Annotated in this window: 20 protein-coding genes; 14 read left to right on the top strand and 6 right to left on the bottom strand. The window is 50.4% G+C overall.

Going from position 1 to position 17,585, the window contains the following annotated elements; genetic code table 11:
* Positions 1-49: 49 nt before the first annotated feature.
* Both FD09_RS09450 and FD09_RS09445 read left to right on the top strand, forming a co-directional pair.
* Positions 50-1,498, top strand: coding sequence for a DUF2252 domain-containing protein (locus FD09_RS09450; RefSeq protein WP_057820737.1), 1,449 nt, complete (start codon positions 50-52; stop codon positions 1,496-1,498).
* Positions 1,491-1,829 carry a DsrE family protein gene (locus FD09_RS09445; protein WP_057820735.1) on the top strand — a complete coding sequence of 113 codons (339 nt, stop codon included), beginning with the start codon at positions 1,491-1,493 and terminating at the stop codon, positions 1,827-1,829. The genes FD09_RS09450 and FD09_RS09445 overlap by 8 nt, the downstream gene beginning before the upstream one ends.
* A gap of 55 nt (positions 1,830-1,884) precedes the next feature.
* On the opposite strand, the gene FD09_RS09440 is transcribed toward FD09_RS09445, so the two are convergent.
* Positions 1,885-2,556, bottom strand: coding sequence for a DNA-3-methyladenine glycosylase (locus FD09_RS09440; protein ID WP_057820733.1), 672 nt, complete (start codon positions 2,554-2,556; stop codon positions 1,885-1,887).
* 54 nt (positions 2,557-2,610) lie between these two features.
* On the opposite strand from FD09_RS09440, the gene FD09_RS09435 reads away from it, so the two are divergent.
* Positions 2,611-2,982: a DUF488 domain-containing protein gene (locus FD09_RS09435; RefSeq protein WP_057820731.1), complete on the top strand. Its 372-nt coding sequence runs from the start codon at positions 2,611-2,613 to the stop codon at positions 2,980-2,982.
* A 69-nt stretch (positions 2,983-3,051) separates the two neighbouring features.
* Here FD09_RS09435 and FD09_RS09430 read toward each other — a convergent pair whose 3' ends face one another.
* Both FD09_RS09430 and FD09_RS09425 read right to left on the bottom strand, forming a co-directional pair.
* Entirely contained in the window at positions 3,052-3,438 is a 387-nt protein-coding gene (locus tag FD09_RS09430) for a hypothetical protein (RefSeq protein WP_057820729.1), read from the bottom strand.
* A 111-nt stretch (positions 3,439-3,549) separates the two neighbouring features.
* A complete protein-coding gene (locus FD09_RS09425; RefSeq protein ID WP_057820727.1) occupies positions 3,550-5,400 on the bottom strand; it encodes a heavy metal translocating P-type ATPase in 1,851 nt (616 codons plus the stop codon).
* Positions 5,401-5,633: 233 nt separating this feature from the next.
* On the opposite strand from FD09_RS09425, the gene mutY reads away from it, so the two are divergent.
* The 7 genes from mutY (at position 5,634) to FD09_RS09390 (ending at position 11,397) form a co-directional block, all read left to right on the top strand.
* The gene (gene mutY / locus FD09_RS09420) at positions 5,634-6,731 is read left to right on the top strand and encodes an A/G-specific adenine glycosylase (RefSeq protein ID WP_057820725.1); all 1,098 of its coding nucleotides are present in this window, start codon (positions 5,634-5,636) and stop codon (positions 6,729-6,731) included.
* Between the two features lie 22 nt (positions 6,732-6,753).
* Positions 6,754-6,999, top strand: a complete 246-nt coding sequence (locus tag FD09_RS09415) for a hypothetical protein (protein ID WP_057820723.1) — start codon at positions 6,754-6,756, stop codon at positions 6,997-6,999.
* Positions 7,000-7,279: 280 nt separating this feature from the next.
* Positions 7,280-8,266, top strand: coding sequence for a mannose/fructose/sorbose PTS transporter subunit IIA (locus FD09_RS09410; protein WP_057820721.1), 987 nt, complete (start codon positions 7,280-7,282; stop codon positions 8,264-8,266).
* 36 nt (positions 8,267-8,302) lie between these two features.
* Positions 8,303-9,118, top strand: coding sequence for a PTS mannose/fructose/sorbose transporter subunit IIC (locus tag FD09_RS09405; protein ID WP_057820719.1), 816 nt, complete (start codon positions 8,303-8,305; stop codon positions 9,116-9,118).
* A gap of 17 nt (positions 9,119-9,135) precedes the next feature.
* Positions 9,136-10,065, top strand: coding sequence for a PTS system mannose/fructose/sorbose family transporter subunit IID (locus FD09_RS09400; RefSeq protein WP_057820717.1), 930 nt, complete (start codon positions 9,136-9,138; stop codon positions 10,063-10,065).
* A 172-nt stretch (positions 10,066-10,237) separates the two neighbouring features.
* The gene (locus FD09_RS09395) at positions 10,238-10,639 is read left to right on the top strand and encodes a DUF956 family protein (protein ID WP_057820715.1); all 402 of its coding nucleotides are present in this window, start codon (positions 10,238-10,240) and stop codon (positions 10,637-10,639) included.
* A gap of 401 nt (positions 10,640-11,040) precedes the next feature.
* Complete coding sequence (locus FD09_RS09390) at positions 11,041-11,397, top strand: DUF956 family protein (protein ID WP_057820712.1); 357 nt, start codon at positions 11,041-11,043, stop codon at positions 11,395-11,397.
* Positions 11,398-11,454: 57 nt separating this feature from the next.
* On the opposite strand, the gene FD09_RS09385 is transcribed toward FD09_RS09390, so the two are convergent.
* Positions 11,455-12,642 carry an MFS transporter gene (locus tag FD09_RS09385; RefSeq protein WP_157053762.1) on the bottom strand — a complete coding sequence of 396 codons (1,188 nt, stop codon included), beginning with the start codon at positions 12,640-12,642 and terminating at the stop codon, positions 11,455-11,457.
* A gap of 145 nt (positions 12,643-12,787) precedes the next feature.
* Here FD09_RS09385 and FD09_RS09380 point away from each other — a divergent pair, with 145 nt between their 5' ends.
* From FD09_RS09380 to FD09_RS09370, 3 genes are read left to right on the top strand one after another with little or no spacing between them, the layout of a single operon-like run.
* A complete protein-coding gene (locus FD09_RS09380) occupies positions 12,788-13,357 on the top strand; it encodes a restriction endonuclease (protein WP_057820710.1) in 570 nt (189 codons plus the stop codon).
* Positions 13,358-13,407: 50 nt separating this feature from the next.
* Positions 13,408-14,241 (top strand): sugar phosphate isomerase/epimerase family protein, encoded by an 834-nt coding sequence (locus tag FD09_RS09375; protein WP_235812258.1) that lies wholly within the window; start codon positions 13,408-13,410, stop codon positions 14,239-14,241.
* Positions 14,238-15,044 carry an SGNH/GDSL hydrolase family protein gene (locus tag FD09_RS09370; protein WP_057820708.1) on the top strand — a complete coding sequence of 269 codons (807 nt, stop codon included), beginning with the start codon at positions 14,238-14,240 and terminating at the stop codon, positions 15,042-15,044. Before FD09_RS09375 ends, FD09_RS09370 begins: the two co-directional genes overlap by 4 nt.
* Here the strand turns inward: FD09_RS09370 and FD09_RS09365 are convergent.
* Both FD09_RS09365 and FD09_RS09360 read right to left on the bottom strand, forming a co-directional pair.
* The gene (locus FD09_RS09365) at positions 15,034-15,606 is read right to left on the bottom strand and encodes a TetR/AcrR family transcriptional regulator (protein WP_057820706.1); all 573 of its coding nucleotides are present in this window, start codon (positions 15,604-15,606) and stop codon (positions 15,034-15,036) included. The two genes, FD09_RS09370 and FD09_RS09365, sit on opposite strands and share 11 nt — an antisense overlap.
* Before the next feature lie 82 nt (positions 15,607-15,688).
* Positions 15,689-16,174, bottom strand: coding sequence for a VanZ family protein (locus FD09_RS09360; protein WP_057820704.1), 486 nt, complete (start codon positions 16,172-16,174; stop codon positions 15,689-15,691).
* A gap of 164 nt (positions 16,175-16,338) precedes the next feature.
* On the opposite strand from FD09_RS09360, the gene manA reads away from it, so the two are divergent.
* A complete protein-coding gene (manA, locus tag FD09_RS09355; RefSeq protein ID WP_057820702.1) occupies positions 16,339-17,313 on the top strand; it encodes a mannose-6-phosphate isomerase, class I in 975 nt (324 codons plus the stop codon).
* Positions 17,314-17,585: the final 272 nt, after the last annotated feature.

Here is a 17,585-nt window from a genome sequence, read left to right as displayed (position 1 = left end):
AAGCGCGCGCCACAATGAAAGAGTAACTTCTTTTTAGGAGGAAATGCGTATGGCAACAGAACCTAAAGCATTGGCAGTACCGAAAAAGGCTTCTCGTTTACGCTATGATTTGAGTCAAATTCGTATCAGCAAGACAGTGAATGAGCTGGCGGATATGGGGAAAGATGTCCGTAATAAGGTGCCTTTCGCGAAACTCGCTAAGTTCATCCCGGTGCATCGAGACGTCGTGCAGGGGATTCAGCACGTTGAACAGTCATTGATCAAGGAACTGTTGCCTATGCGCCATGCGCGGATGGCGGAGTCGCCCTTTGCATTCTTCCGGGGTACTGATGAATTGATGGCCTATGATTTGTCCAAGCAAACCAGCACGGATATTCCAGTCGTGATCGCCGGGGATGCGCACATTGGCAACTTTGGTTTCTATGCTTCCCCTGAGCGCAAGCTGTTGTTTGATTTGAATGACTTTGATGAGTCAACGATTGGCAGTTGGGACTGGGATGTTCGGCGGTTATTGGTGAGTATCATCTTGGCCGGCGAAATGATTGATTTGGACAATGATGACGTCGAAAAAACCATGCGTAATGCTGTTCAGACTTATCAACAAATTATGGTGGAATGTTTCGACGATAATACAGCGCTGGAGCGGTATTACTTCTCCACGGAGGTGGAAAGCTTCCTGCAGGCCCAAGCTGAAGGAGCATCCCTGCCGAAGTTGTGGCGTAAGATCAAGGACAATGCGCCGCAACGAGATTCTGAACAAGTGGTGCGTAAATTCACCACACTGGATACCCGCGGCCGCTTGGTGTTCAAAGAAAATGCGCCGCGGACGGTGCATGTGTCAGAGAAACGCTTCAAGGAAATCAGCACTCACCTGCGCAGTTATATGCAGACGGTAAAACCAGATGTGGCCGTGCTGCTTTCCCAGTTCCATGTCAGTGATATTGTCCGCCACAGTGTGGGTGTCGGCAGTTTTGGTACGCGCTGTTATTTGGTGCTGCTCACGGCCATTGACGGCAGTCACCTGGTGCTGCAGATCAAGGAAGCCTTGCCGACACGGCGGTTCCAAGGTTTCGATGTGACCACCAAGTTCAGCCAAGAGGGTCCGGATAATGGTGAACGGATTGTCACTTGCCAGCAAATATTGCAACGCGCATCCGATCCATTTCTCGGCTTTTATCATAACGACAACACCGGCCGCAGCTTCTATGTCCGCCAGTTCCGGGACATGAAAGAATCCATGGACATTAAAAAAATGGACGCCGACGATTTTGATACGTATGCGCGGATCTGTGCACTGCTGCTTGCCCGGGGACAGGCGCAAAGCCCGACTGGCGCGATCGTCCGCGGTTACGTCGGTCAAAAGAAGAAGCTGGCCAGTGCACTGATCGACTGGGCCCAGGCGTATAGCAAGCAAGTCCACAACGACTATGATGCATTCACGGCCGCCATTAAGGACAAAACCCTGGCCGTAGAAGGAGCCGACGATAGCGATGAATAAGGTTGTCTTTCATATTGATGAACTGGAAAAATGGGCCCACACGATGGGTAATATTCAAAATCTGCGCACATATGGCGAACAAGCCCAGATCAATTACGATATTGTGGTGTTGGTCAATGGTGATGCCATTATGGGATTTCTCGTGGAGAATCTGCGGGATACTGTGGGAAAGTTGGAACAGAAAAAGGTGGAATTTCACGCCTGCAACAACGCCATGCATAGCCACGGCGTGACGACGGGTCAGCTGCCCACTGGGGTGATTGTTGTTCCAGCCGGTGTGGCAGATCTGATTAAGCTGCAAGATGCCGGCTATGCATATATTAAGCCATAAAGTAACAGCCACGATTTCAAAAAAATCGTGGCTGTTTTTAGAGAAGCTTTAGCAATTATTTCCCGGGCAATATATCGGTGGGTAGTTTAGTGGGCGCAGTATCTTGCCACCCTTGGTCATCTTGCCAGGAACGTTTGGGGGTCTTTGAGACCCATTGATTACCGCTGACAAAGAACCGGTAGGGCCGATCATGCCAGCCGCCGCTGCGAACGCCGACGCGGGCACTGCTGCCGATTTGACGCGGACGGCTTTGCCACTGATCTGCCAGCAAAATGGTTAACGGCGCGTTGGCTAGACTCTGCAAGTTGAGGGCCTTGTCCCGGACGCCAAATGCCCGGAAGAGTTTGCCCGGCCCATTGGTGAGTTCACCTAGGCTGCGGCCGTCCCGATTTTCAGTCATCACATCAATGCCCCAAATCGGTTGAATGCCGCGCAGTAATACGCCTTGGGGGACTTCGGCGTCCTGAACGGCAATATCACACATGAACAGGCCTCGCCGTTCATAGATATAGATCGTGCCAGGTGGGCCGTAGAGGGCCTCATTGGCGGCAGAGCGGTGTCCTTGATAGGCATGGGCAGCATTATCCGCCTGACCAAGGTAGGCCTCTGTTTCCACGATCCAGCCGCCCACCAAGCCAGCCGGTGATTCATAAATTAATGGGCGCCCCAGTAAATCCTGAGCAATCTCTTGGGTTGGGCGATGTGTGAAAAAATCTTGATAGGCCAAAAATTCCGTCTCCTTTTTTTGCGAACTGTTAAACTTATCTTAGAGGTGGTTTAAGTGAGTGTCAAAATCAAGCGTATTTACGGTGACTTATTACCTGACCCCAAGGATGGGTATCGTATTTTAGTCGATCGGCTCTGGCCGCGGGGAGTTTCTAAGGTTAAAGCAGAACTGGATGAATGGGATAAGCAAATTGGTCCCAGTAATGACCTGCGGAAGTGGTTTGGCCATGATCCGGAGAAGTATCCAGAATTTAAGCAGCGCTACGTTGCGGAATTGGACGCCAATCCAAACATGCCAGACTTCTTACAACTGGTGAAAGAAAAGTCGGCAGCTGGGCCGGTGGTACTATTGTTTGGAGCAAAAGATGAGACCCATAATCAAGCCGTGGTATTACAAGAATACTTAGCGCAAAAAGGCATCAAATAGGCAAACAAAAAGGCACTCCGTTCACGCGCGGAGTGCCTTTATAGTGACTTGATCAATTGTGGACCAAGATTAAGCTTTACCGATTTCGTTGATTTCTTCTTCAGCTTGCTTGGTAATCTTAATTTCCTTTTCACCGAGTTCCGCACTGAGGGTATCCATTGCATCATCCCGGGTTTTGATAATGTCCATGTTGAAGATAATGTTCTTGATAATCCCGTTTTGATAGTCGAAACTCTCAAACTGGATAAACGGATCTTCTGATTCGCTACGGACTTCTTTATCAATTGCTTTGGCTAAAGCCTTGGCGTAAACAGCATCCTTCATGTTGGCGGTGTCCTTCTCGGTAATGTATCCGCGGGACATCAATGTTTTGCCTAGGGCCTTCACATCGTCTTTGATCTCAACTTTTGGTGCTTGTTCTTTGGCATTGTCTTTTTTGTCATTTTCTGCCATCATTCATCGCCTCACTTATCATTATAGCGCGTATTTTGCCAGTCAGCGAAGGCCAATTGCAAGCGGTGCGTGACCGGCTGGCAATTGGCCTTCAGGGAGGACATGATTAAAGTGTTATTCTTGTGCCGAAACAGGTTGCTGATGGGATTGACGATGGGTCGTGTGGGTCGGTTGCAGGCTCTTGCCGTGACGTGCCCGCAGTGCCCAGAGGATCGATACGGTGTCGATGACTTCTTGCAGCATGGCCCCGAACAAAGCGGGGATGACGCCGACACTGGCGACCAGCATTAGGGCTGTACAAATGAAGATACCCAACAAGACGGACTGTTTAGCGACCTTCATCGTGTCCCGCGAAATCCGGATGGCGCGATTGACGCGGCCTAAATCATCTTTCAAGATAACCATATCTGCGGATTCGCTGGCGGCTGTTGAACCATGGGCGCCCATAGCGATGCCGACATCAGCGATGGCCAAGGACGGTGCATCATTGACCCCGTCACCGACCATAACGCTAGGCCGTTGATCATCTGGCAGGCTGTTGAGCATATCAATCTTATCTTGGGGCAGACATTCGGCCTTCAAGTCATCAATGCCAACGTCATCGGCAATGGCTTGAGCGGTATCCTTTTTATCCCCCGTCAGCATCATCACGTGGTTCACACCGAGACTGTGCAAATCAGCAATGGTGTCCTTGGCTTCGGGCCGTAATTGGTCATTGAACGTAATATAGCCGGCATATTGCCCGTCAATTGAGACATAAACCGCAGTACCATCGACCTGGTCTTTTGCCGGCGCACCGGCTAATTCGGCCTTGCCAACCTTAATGATTTGTCCGTCGACATGGGCCGTGATCCCAGTACCGGTTTCCTCATCAATATGATCCGTGGGCAGTAACTTGTCCTGTCGAGCACTCTTGACCAAGGATCTAGCTAAAATATGATTGGATTGTTGTTCAGCACTGGCTGCGGCTTGCAACAACCGCTTAGCTGTAATGCTTGCGATCGGCTTGATTTCATCCACAGCCAAGACGCCACGGGTGATCGTCCCGGTTTTATCGAAGGCCACGGTTTTGGCACCGGCTAGTTTTTCAATGACTGTCCCGGTCTTCACAATAATCCCATTCCGAGAAGCCCGGCTCATACCGGAAACCAGGGCAACTGGTGCGGCTAAAATTAACGGACAAGGGGAAGCGACGACTAACACTTCTGCAAACCGGTGCGGGTCGCCACTGATTGCCCAGGCTAAACCGGCAATTAAGTAAGCCACGAGAGTAAATGGTACGGCGTAGCGATCGGCTAAGCGGACAAAGTGGGCCGGCCGCGCCTCGGATTCCTTGACCAGGGCCACAATTTTTTGATATTGACTATCTGCAGCGGCTTTAGTTGCACGAATTGTTAAGGCTGAGTCGCCATTGACCGCCCCAGACATCACTTCGTCGCCGAGGCGTTTATCCACTGGCCGTGATTCACCAGTTAAGGAAGATTCATCCACAGTGGATTCACCAGTCACGATGATCCCATCAACTGGGACGACTTCACCGGGTTTGACTAATAACGAATCGTCAATGTGCACATCTTCAATGTTGATGTCCATTAATTGATCGCCGGAGAAACGATGAGCCGTTTGCGGCGTATTCGCCAGCAGATTCTTTAATTCTGAACCAGCCTTATGCTGGGCAAAATCTTCCAGCGCGTCGCCACCAGTGAGCATCACCAGAATCATCAAACTGGCCCAGTATTCACTAATAGCCAGAGTGGCAATGATGGCGGTAATGGCGAGAATATCGACACCATATTTACCAGAGCGCAATGTTTTGATCATTTCGATCAACATGGTCAAGGCAATTACCGACCCCATCAAAGTGACGATCACTTGGGCCGCAACATTCAGATGGAAAACAAATTGCAATATTAACGCCAAGACACCGACGGCGATGGTCGTGAATAATTTTGTCTTATGGGACATTTTGATCAGCCTCCTTGGAACTACTCCTATATTATAATCATTCTAAATTAGGAATGCAAATTTGGAGTGCTGGAAGATACCGGGGTATCTTCTTATTCTTATGGTAACATGAAGAACGCGATTAGGGTAGTGAGAGGACTCAGTCGACCGGTTATGCGGCGATATCGATTCGAGCGGGAGCAAGCTCAGCCAACCCGTGACGATTTTTCAAAGAATTTGGAGGATACATCATAATGGAACATTGGGACGAAAAAAAGATTCGTACCTTTCAACAGACGCTATTGAATTGGTATGATGAAAAGGGTAGGGATTTACCTTGGCGGCGAGACCAGGATCCCTACCACGTGTGGCTCTCAGAAGTGATGCTGCAACAGACCGGTGTGCAAACGGTGATTCCGTACTATGAAAAATGGCTAGCGCGTTTTCCTACAGTGACGGACTTGGCTGCGGCGGATGAGGACACGGTGCTGCATCAATGGGCCGGCCTGGGCTATTATTCTCGGGCGCGCAATCTGTTAAAGACGGCGCAGATCATCACGAATGAACGGAATGGTAAATGGCCCAAAACCGTCGCTGGGCTCAAAGCGCTGCCGGGCATTGGTGATTATGTCGCTGGGGCGGTCGCCAGTATTGCCTTTGGAGTACCCACGCCGGCAATTGACGGCAATGCCTACCGGGTCTTTTCCCGGTTGCTGCTGATTGATACGGATATTACGTCCAGCCAGGCTCGCAAGGTGTTTGCGGCCGCCATCACGCCTTTGATTCCCCTGGACCGGCCTGGTGATTTTAATCAGGCGGTAATGGATTTGGGATCCTCTTATATGAAGGCAAAGGATCCAGACAGTGCCCATTCGCCGGTGAAAGAATTTGATGCGGCTTATCGGCTGGGAATCACCGCGCAATATCCAGTGCGCAGTCCGCGGAAAAAGGCAGTGGCCAAAACGTACACGGCGATTGTTTTACGGATCAATGAACAAGTAGTGTGGCAGCAACGGCCTAGCCGGGGGTTATTAGCCAGCCTGTGGACCTGGCCGCTGCTTGCTGGGGACCAGCGGAAAGTTACTGTGCCGGATCTTGTGGCATTACTGGCGACGGACAGAAAAATCGCAATTTCACCGACTACTGTTTTACGATCCCAAGTGATTGGTGGCGATGCGAGTGTCGATCACGTTTTTACGCACCAACATTGGACAGTCTATGTGCGGGCGTTAACTCTAAGCGAGCCGCCGGTTCTCCCGGCAAGTGCCCAACTTTTGCCGCTGACGCAGCAAAAGTTGGCATTACCCACACTGCAAAAAAAGATTTCCCAGTTCTACAATCAAGAAAGGTAGGCATGGCAGGATGCGAACGTTTATGACAATTATTGGCGTATTTCTGTTGGGAGCGATCATGGCGATCCTGGGCGGCTTAGAGGTTGGTGTTATTCATCACGTCAAACCGGCGGGCCGTAAACTATTAATTTGGTGCGGCGCAATTGGCGGCGTGCTACTGATTCTGGGCGCCAGCTGGCAAGTGATACTTTCAATGGTAGCGGCCATCTTGATTGTGGGACTGTTGATGGTGTTATTGCATTTTAGCAGCAAATATTCTCGCTCGTGAATGTTTTTAGTTGAAATTGTTTACAATACGGAAACGGTTCAGTAAAATGAATAGAGCATCGCGTCTGGATCAATGATGGTAGCGCTCGCATTCTCCAAGTGCTTTTACTATCCTTGGTCGTGTTCAAGATGCTATGATAATTTCAGATGGGTGGTTTATGAGGAAACGTACAAACCGTTTCTTCATAAATAAAGCGCTTATCGTCGTTTCTGCCATTCTTTATTTTTGCTTTACGGCCTCAAGGGGGGTCGACGCACAATATTTTTAGGAGGCGAAGTATATGGTTGGCATTATTCTTGCCAGTCACGGTCAATTTGCCGCAGGCATTAAACAGTCTGGACAAATGATTTTCGGGGAGCAGGAGAAGGTCGAAGCAGTGACCTTTATGCCTGATGAAGGACCAGATGACTTGAAGGCCCACCTGGAAGAAGCAATCGCCCAATTCGATCCAGAGGATGAAGTTTTGTTCTTGATCGATTTGTGGGGCGGTTCGCCTTTCAACCAAGCCAACGGGTTATACGAGCAACACAAGGATAAGTGGGCCATTGTCACCGGCCTGAACTTACCGATGTTGATCGAAGCTTATGGTTCTCGTTTGTCCATGGATTCCGCGCAACAGATTGCCGCCCACTTGGTCGAAGCCGGCCGAGAAGGCGTCAAGATTAAGCCGGAAGACCTGGAACCGAAAACGACCGCTGCGCCGGCGGCTGCCACTGCTGCTCAACAAAGCAGCGGCAATGCTGGTGCACCTGGTTCAATGCAGTATGTCTTAGCCCGGATTGATTCTCGTCTATTGCATGGTCAAGTGGCCACGACTTGGACGAAGACGTCTGGCGCTAATCGGATCATTGTTGTTTCGGATGCTGTCGCTCGTGATGAGCTGCGGAAGAAGTTGATCATGGAAGCCGCACCCGTTGGTGTGCATGCCCATGTTGTGCCAATTGATCAAATGATCAAATTGGCCAAGGATGACAAACACTTCGGTGGTCAAAAGGCACTGCTTTTATTTGAAACACCGGAAGATGCATTGCGCGCGATTCGCGGCGGTGTGCCTTTGAAGGAATTGAATATCGGTTCGATGGCCCACTCCGCGGGGAAAGTTCAACCCAACAAGGTATTGGCCTTCAACCAAGAGGATATCGATACTTTCAAAGAATTGAAACAAGATGGCGTCAAGTTTGATGTGCGTAAGGTGCCGTCTGACGCTGGGGAGAACATGGACTCGATCTTAAACAAGGCGCAGTCGATGTTGGATCAACAGAAATAATTCTTTATACATGAAAGAAATGGAGGACTAATACTCATGCAATTGAACTTTCTTCAAATCGTATTAGTCGTTGGCGTGTCGTTCTTAGCTGGTATGGAAGGTATTTTGGATGAATTCCACTTTCATCAGCCAATCATTGCGTGCACGCTGATCGGCTTAGCGACAGGGAACCTTTTGCCCTGCTTGATCCTAGGCGGGAAGTTGGAAATGATCGCCTTAGGGTGGGCCAACATTGGTGCCGCTGTCGCTCCAGATGCTGCGTTGGCATCTGTCGCATCTGCTATTATTCTAGTTTTAGGTGGTCAAGGCACTGCTGGTGTGAACTCCGCGATTGCGATCGCCATTCCACTGGCCGTGGCCGGACTCTTACTAACCACTGTCGTACGGACCTTAGCCACTGCGATTGTCCATTTGATGGACCGTTCTGCAGAGGAAGGCAATTTCCGGATGATTGATATATGGCAAATAGTCGCTATTATCATGCAAGGCCTGCGGATTGCCATCCCCGGGGCGATGATCCTGGCTGTTGGTGCAGACCGCGTGCGGGCTTTGCTGGCGTTAATGCCGCAATGGCTCACTGATGGTTTAGGCATTGGCGGGGGCATGGTCGTAGCCGTTGGTTACGCAATGGTTATCAACATGATGGCTACCCGTGAAGTATGGCCGTTCTTTGCTATTGGTTTCGTTTTGGCGACAGTCAAAGAAATCACCCTGATCGGTCTTGGTGCGATCGGCATTTCGCTGGCGTTGATCTACTTGGCATTGTCCAAGCAAGGCGGCGGTGCTTCCAGTAATGGCGGCGGCGCAAGCAACACTGGTGATCCTGTCGGCGACATCATAGATAATTATTGAGAGGAGGGTGACGAATAATGGCTGACAATGCAAATAACACAAAACGCGTTGCGATTACCAAGGGTGACCGGATTAAAGTTTGGTGGCGCTCCACATTCATTCAAGGTTCTTGGAACTACGAACGGATGCAGAACGGTGGCTGGGCTTTCTCCTTGGTTCCCGTATTGAAGCGATTGTACACGACGAAGGAAGACCGGGCTGCCGCATTGAAGCGGCACCTGGAATTCTTCAACACCCACCCATACCTGGCATCACCCATTCTTGGTGTGACAATGGCTTTGGAAGAGGAACGGGCCAATGGGGCACCCATTGACGACGTGGCCATCCAAGGTGTGAAGGTCGGGATGATGGGTCCTTTGGCTGGTATTGGTGACCCTGTATTCTGGTTCACTGTAAAGCCAATTATCGGGGCTTTGGCCGCATCCATGGCCATTGCCGGCAACATCATGGGACCAATTATTTACTTCTTAGCTTGGAACGCAATTCGGATGGCATTCATGTGGTACACGCAGGAATTCGGTTACAAGGCTGGGTCAAAGATCACGGATGACTTATCTGGCGGCTTACTGCAAGAGATCACAAAGGGTGCTACGATTCTAGGTATGTTTATCCTGGGCGCACTGGTTAACCGGTGGGTATCGGTGAAATTCACGCCAATTGTTGCGACGGTACCGCAAAGTAAAGGGGCCTATATTGACTGGGCACACTTACCTTCCGGTGCTGCGGGTATTCGTACGGCATTGGAGCAACAAGCGCAAGGTCGGACCTTATCGGCAGATAAAGTCATGACTTTACAGGATAACTTGGACACTTTGATTCCTGGATTGGCCGCATTATTACTGACATTGTTCTGTATGTGGTTATTGAAGAAGAAAGTTTCTCCAATCATCATCATTCTGGGCCTGTTCGTTGTCGGTGTTGTATTGCACGTCCTCCACTTAATGTAATTATTCGGTGAGTATAGTAATACAACAAGTATCATCATTGTTTTAAAGTTCGGGGTACTGACCTAAGGGTCTGTACCCCGAATTGTGTATCTGGGCAAGAGTGGTCCATGCCCTGTGTTACAATTATAAGTAGAGAGTTCGTCAATTGGACAGAAGAATAGGATGGACAGTAATGGTCGAATCATTGAACACGAAAGTCGAACTGGTCATGGATGCCACCTCATATTTAGGCATGCCAGAATATGGCAAGCTGATGGTGGGGGACAAGGGTTTCGAGTTTTATAACGAGAAGAATTTGAAACATTATATTCAGATTCCGTGGGATGAAGTGGACTACGTCATTGTTTCTATTCTTTTTAGGGGAAAATGGATCCCACGCTATGCCTTTAAGACGAAGAAAGCCGGCACATTCTCCTTCTCCTCGAAGGATCCGAAGCGGGTTTTGCGCGCAGTGCGGGAACATGTCCCAGCGGATCATATTGTTAAATCGCTCAGTTTCTTGCAAGTGTTATCCCGAGGAATTCGCAACCTGGGTCAGCGGGGAAATAAGAAGCAGTCATCCGGTAAAAAATAAGCGTCCCCGCCGCACATTGGTTGTCCAATATGGTATGGTCGAGGTAAGTCAAAATAGATGCTCTTTTTTGTACAAACGCGTACAATATGGGCGTTTAAAGAATTTGGTCTCGTTTAACCGGGGTGTTGCGCCCTCTAAACGGGTTCCGCGACCCAGTTCCCTCGCGCTAAGGCCATCCCGGCCAAAATCCCCAAGTGCGGGGGATTGTGTCCGGGCTGTCCTTAGCGGTCGGGAACTAACCGGGTCGCTGCACCCTCTAAACGGGCTCCACACCCCAGGCCCCTCGCGCTAAGCCCGTCCTGGTCAAAATCCCCAAGATCAGGGGATTTATGCCCAGGCCGTTCTTAGCGGTCGGGGCCTACCCGGGGTGTTACGCCCTCTCTCATGAAAGGAGCGGTCTTATGGATAAACCGCTAAATCAAGAAATCGAATTTACCACCAGCGCGCGAACGGATATGTCCGGTGAATTCCGGTCCGGCATGTTGGCGCTGGGTAATACCGGTATCGAATTTGTGACCAGAGCACCCAAGGGTTTTAATTGGCTGCCGTGGCAGAAGATTCGGTTTGTTTGGCTGGAAACGATGCTGGGTGGCCGCTTCATCAAGGGGTTTAACATTGCGACAACCAGTGGCGACCAGTGGCAGTTTACTGTCGCCCACGCCCGGACCGTGCTGGCCTTTATGGGGAAACACTTAGGCCCGCAACAAATTGCCCGTGAGGGTCGACAACTTAGCACTGGTCAACAAAACTTAGAATGAATTGTAAAAAATACAGGGTCTGGATATCCACAAGATGGATATCCGGACCCTATTTCTTTACGCTTTTTTCGGGTGAAAGATAATAAAGTGGCAGAGATAAGCGCACAGTTGGAACACTAACCCCACAGCGGTGACACCGAACCAGCCGGCGGATTGCCACATCAGGGTACCGACTAGACTGCCAAAGGAACCGCCGAGAAAATAGCTGAACATAAAGACGGTGTTGGTGCGATTGCTGATGCGTTCGCCCAGGTTTTGCACCCGCGTTTGATTGGATACCTGGCCGAATTGGTTGCCGACATCCAAAAGAATAATGCTCAAGACGAGCAGCCCAATATATTGGCCACCGACCATTAAAATGATGAAGGCCAGTGTTTCGAGCAGCAAGCCAATCAATACTAGCCAGCGATCAGAGAAACGGTCTGCCAACCGACCAATCAATGGGGCCGCCAGTGCACCGAAGAGACCAAAAATCGCTAAGAGACCGGCCTCTCGAGTGCCCCAATGATAGACCGGACTGGAAATGTAGAAAATCAAAGTGGACCAGAATAAAGAAAAAGTGCCAAACATAAAGAAACCATTACTGGCGGCTTCCCGTAACACCCGATGCTGTTTGATCAGCCCAGGAATTGTCGCCAATGTTTGCCAATATGACAACTTATGGCGATTGGCATGGCCAGGATCTGGCAGTGTGAACTTTAAGATCAGTGCCAAGGCAAGAATAACGACGACGGCCATTAAGTAAATTGTCCGCCACGGCCAAATACTGGCGACAATACCGGAAACTGTCCGGGATAGCAGAATGCCCACCAGCAAACCACCCAGCAGGGTACCCATTACCCGGCCCCGTTTGGCTGGACCGGCCAGAACCGCCCCATAGGGAATAATGATTTGCGGAACGATAGATACTAACCCGATTAAGAAGGTGGCCAGAGAAAACAGCCAAAAGGTTGGGGCGAAGTACGCCCCCAGTAAAGTGAGACTGGATAACAGACACATTCGAATAATCAATTTGCGCCGGTTCACGATATCCCCCAGCGGGACCAATAATAACAGTCCCAAGGCATAGCCAAACTGCGTTAACATGGCGGCGATACCCACCGCACCATTACTCACTTGGAAGTCTTTGGCAATCACTGTCTCAATGGGCTGCAAATAGTAATTATTGGCGACGACTACGCCGCAGGTCAGGGCCATGATGAAAATCAAACGCTGGGTCAAAACCGGTTGCTTCTGTGACAAAATATTTCCTCCGTTCTGGTACGCCTTATTAATTGTGGACACTGACTGGCTAAATGGCAAGGCCTCAATATCCGGCGGCAGGCCGATGTCTCTTTCTGGTAAATCCAGTACAATAGAAACACATATCTGACAGAAAGAAGGCTGCACGATGCGGCACAAAGGTCTGCTGCGGACCGGCATTACCCTGACCGTAATCATCGGTATTATTCTCACCATTTACCGCATGGGTATTCGGCCGAAGCTGGCATTATTCGATGCCCAGCGCTACGATCCGTATTTTTGGGGTGCGCTGGGGCTGTTACTGGCCGGTTGGTTAATCGCACTCATTTTCTTTCTCCGTCGTTTTTCCGGTGGGATGGCCAAGATCGACCGGATGGACGGCATTGCCTTCGAGGAATTCACCGCGCAACTGCTGGTGCATCTCGGTTTCACCGAAGTGGAAGTTACCCCCGCCAGTCGTGACCAGGGGGTGGATGTGATTGCCCACTCGGATGGTGAAAGTTACGGTATTCAATGCAAGCGATACAACCATTATGTGGACAATAGTGCTGTTCAGGAGATATTCACCGGCTGCGCCTTTTACCACTTGGATCATCCGGTGGTCATTTCCAACAACTATTTCTCCGCCTCTGCTAAAGAATTGGCCCATGGTGTTGGTGTGAAATTAATTGACCGCGACCAACTGGCCCAAATGCTGGCGGATCGTAAGAAATATTAGTTTGTTTAATCCGGGTATTGTGCCTGCAAGGATAATGCTACAATCGAGACATGATGACAAATGATAAATTCCCTTATCTGGGCTTAAAAGCCAGCACCGACCCGGCCCAAATCGCTGAGCGGCTGCGTTATTCACCGACTGTCTTTGAATTCTTTACGACACCTGCGGATTGTACTCCCGCGGGCTTAAATCATTTACAAAAGATGATCGAATGGGTGCAGCACACCACGCACCGCATCGTGATACACCATCCGATGAGCTATCGGGGTCACCATGTGGAAGTTTCTACGCCCGCACGGATCGATCCAGCGATGGCTCAATTTGTGACCACGAGTACCCAGGATTTGTTGAAAGTGGCCCGGGAAATGGACGTGCAACTCCTGATCCACGGTTCCTACAATGCGCCGGTGCAGACGATCAACTTGGAGTTTGGCGATGTCGCTACTGGCCGCCAAGCCGTGTTGGACGAGCTGGATCACTGGCGGGATGTCGGCGGTGATCATATTATGTTTGAAAACTCGATTTCACCAATTTATCCCTATTCTGATCCAGTCTTCAATCAAGCCATCTTAGCGCACCATTATCGGCTAGCTTTTGATACCAGCCACACCTTTATCGCCGCCCATGGAAACAACGATGTTTTGGTGGCGAGTCTGCAGCAACTGGCACCGGCGATCGTGCACTATCATCTGGTGGATTCCATGGGTCAGTTTCACGACAGTCTGCCGCTGGGCCAGGGGCGGATCGATTGGGCCCGGGTGTGGCCAACGCTGAACCAGACGGCGACAAATATTTACGAAATCACGTTGGCCAATCAGTTGGACAGCACTGCGCAGCGGGCCAGTCACACTTACTTAGAACATATTAAGGCGGCGGCCAAATGAGACGGCCCAAACAACCACCTCATCATCCCCGCCGTATTTTGCTGGCGTTGGCGGCAGTCCTTTTTGCGTTAGCCGGGGTAATCGCGGCGGCTACCATCATCACCGACCATGCCGCAGAGTGGGGGTTGACCACAGCAGCGCCGGCGAAGCAGAAGACAACCAAAAGGGCTGCCCATCCATTGCAATGGTCAGATTTCACTGCTCAGCGGCCCTTGGTTTATACGGCACTGGGGGACAGTTTGGCTCAGGGCTACTTTGCGACCGCCAAGAACAAAGGATATGTCTATCAGTTGCAGAACTTGATTCAAACTCAGCGCCAAGTGCCAGTGAAAGTGCATAATTTCTCTGAGAATGGCGGCAGTATTACCACAGTGGCTTTCCCCCAATTAGCAGAAATTGACGCCACGAAACCAGATCTGGTCACCATTGAGTTCGGCACTAACGAGTCCGTGTATGACGATCCGCCAGCGTCAGCCACGCCCACCGAGTTTGCCGATCATTTACGCCAGTTGATTCAGGACTTACAGGCGCATACTTCAGCAAAGATTATCTTGGTCACGACTTGGCACCAGCCCCGTTCTGAAACATATGATGCCCGGGTGCATCAGGTGGCCAAAGAATTTAGCCTGCCTGTGGCGGACTTGACCAGCATTTGGAAAAATGCCGACAAAAATGGCGCCGTTTCGGAAAAAGGCGCCGAATCATTTTTGGGATATGGGGACGGGTTCCATCCGTCTGATACAGGGCATTTGCTGATTGCGCGAAAAATTAATACCCAGGTGGCGAAACTTTTCAATCCTTGATTGGTAAGAACGACACCATTTTAGCGGCCGCTTTGCGTAAATCGAAGCTGCCTTTTTTAGCGCTCCATTCGGATAGCAGCCCAAGTAAATCGTGGATGTAATTCCAGTACAAATCCTCACCAGATAACTTGGTATCCCACAGACCCTGGTCTTTGCCCTGGGTGAATAGTGTCTTCATGGCGGCCAGATAATTCACCAAGTAGCCGCCTTCCTGCAGAATGGTCAAATCATCGGCACTGGCCAAATACAACACCAGCAACCGCCGCAATAGGTCCGGACCTAACGTCACAGTGGCGTTCACTGCAATCTCGGTCAGTGTCTTGATTTTTGCCGGAATGGGCGTGGGACCAGCCAGGATCTGATCCAGTAAGACATTGGAATTGAGCAGCAAGTTGTTGTAGTAGTCCATTAAAATGTCGTCTTTGCTCTTGAAGTAGTGGTAAAAAGACCCCTTCGTCACATTGAAGGAGCCGGCAATGTCGTTGACCGATACAGCGTCGAATCCCTTTTTGCGAAAAAGATCCAGTGCCCGGCCAGCGAGCTCGGGGCGTGTGACTTTCATCTTTGCGAAACCTCCTTATGGGCACAAAATATCCGTCATGTGCCTAAACTATACCTGGGTATTATTTTACCCGTAAACGCCCTCATAGTAAACGAAAAAGACTTCCCAAGACGGCCCCGGTGGTATTCGTGATCAAATCGTTCACGTCAGCCCAGCGGTTGAGTTGGACGGTGAGCCCGGCAATGAACTGGCCGCCTTCAATCACCAGCGATAAGGCCAGCCCCCACAGCAGAACCTGCCACCAGCGTAGTGGAAACAGCGTGCGCAACAGGAAGCCAAAGGGCACCGTCATGAGGATGTTTAGCCAAAAGTCAGGAGTGAAGCCCCCTCGGAACGGAATGGGGTTCGTGGGTGCCGTCCCGACCATGGTCGGAGCCATACCGCTCCAAGCACCATGGTGAGTGGCAAAAGGCATGAAACAGACTGGAATTAGTACGAGCAAATACATCCAGAGTAACGCGACAGCCAATGCCCGGCCTCCAGAACGGGATTGCTGCCAAGGCCGGGCGATGAGCAAACCGGTCAGCCACAGCATAAAAAGAATAAGGGCAGGAAGCCAACGAATCATTACACACAACTCCTTTGCTAATAGTATACCGCGTTTACCGCAACCCTTAGGAGAGTACGGCCTGGATAGTGACCAGAATTTAATGAATCGGCATGTTGCCGTTTTCTTAACCGTTTTCCTTGCTATAATGGGAATTGAAACAAATAATTGGAGGCAGGCAAACAATGGCAATTGAACCTTTGTTCTTGAACGCATATTTTCAACCCAAATTATGGGGTGGCCGTAAACTGAATACAATTTTTGGCTACAGGATTCCCGATGGCAATATTGGTGAAGCTTGGGCGATTTCGGCTCATCCCCATGGCCCTAGTACGATCACCAACGGCCCCTTAGCCGGATTGGCGCTGGATGATGCGTATAAAGAACATCCTGAATATTTTGGCAATCCCAGTGAAAAAGTCTTCCCGTTGTTAACCAAGATCTTGGACGCTGAAGCTAGTCTGTCCGTCCAAGTCCACCCTGACGATGCCTATGCTGAAGAGCACGAGCATGAATTGGGTAAAACGGAATGCTGGTACGTGATTCAAGCCGATCCTGGGTCATATCTGATTTATGGCCATCATGCCCAAACTCGGCAAGAATTAGCCGACTTGATTCACCAGGGCGACTGGGACAAACTGCTGCGTAAGGTGCCAGTGAAAACTGGTGACTTTGTCTTCGTGCCCAGCGGTACGATTCATGCTTTGAACAAAGGCATCATGGTGCTGGAAACGCAGCAATCCAGCGATACCACTTATCGGTTGTGTGATTACGATCGGGTGGATGCCAAGACTGGCAAGAAGCGGGAACTGCATATTCAACAATCCATTGATGTGACGACGGTGCCGCATCACGATCCGAAACTGGACATCACGACGGAACAACGCGGTGCGTCGACCTTCACGACTTATGTGAAGCCGCCAATCTCCCCATTCTTCAGCGTATGGCAATGGCGGATCAAGGATAAGCAAACGATGCATCATGCGCAGGCGCCGTATACGTTGGTTTCTGTTTTGCAGGGTGACGGGACGATCACGGCGGATGGTTATCCGTATGAACTGCACAAGGGTACCCACTTCATTATTCCGGCACAGATCAAGGAATGGACGCTGGATGGGGACATGCAGATTATTGCGTCAGAGCCTGGGCAAAAGGAATAGTAGGTGGAGCGCGGCCGTGCCAATGCTGCGCAAGCTACGGTGGCAGGGGGGCTGGAACGCTGTGACGGCGGTTTGAGCCCGCTGAGGTGCGCGGTCTCAAACACGCCTAACCACATCCGCGCAAAGAGCGCGCGGTGTGGTTTCCACAGCTGAGCCCCCTGCCACCTACGCTTGCTCCGCATTGGCACTATATCCGCGATGCTTGAAAGTTAGTTCCATATGAAAGACAAAAGCGATCTGACCTCTTATTGAAGTGCAACAAAAAAGTTAGA

This window comes from Schleiferilactobacillus perolens DSM 12744 (assembly GCF_001435585.1).
Taxonomy (GTDB): domain Bacteria; phylum Bacillota; class Bacilli; order Lactobacillales; family Lactobacillaceae; genus Schleiferilactobacillus; species Schleiferilactobacillus perolens.
This window is presented reverse-complemented; position numbering and strand designations above follow the sequence as displayed.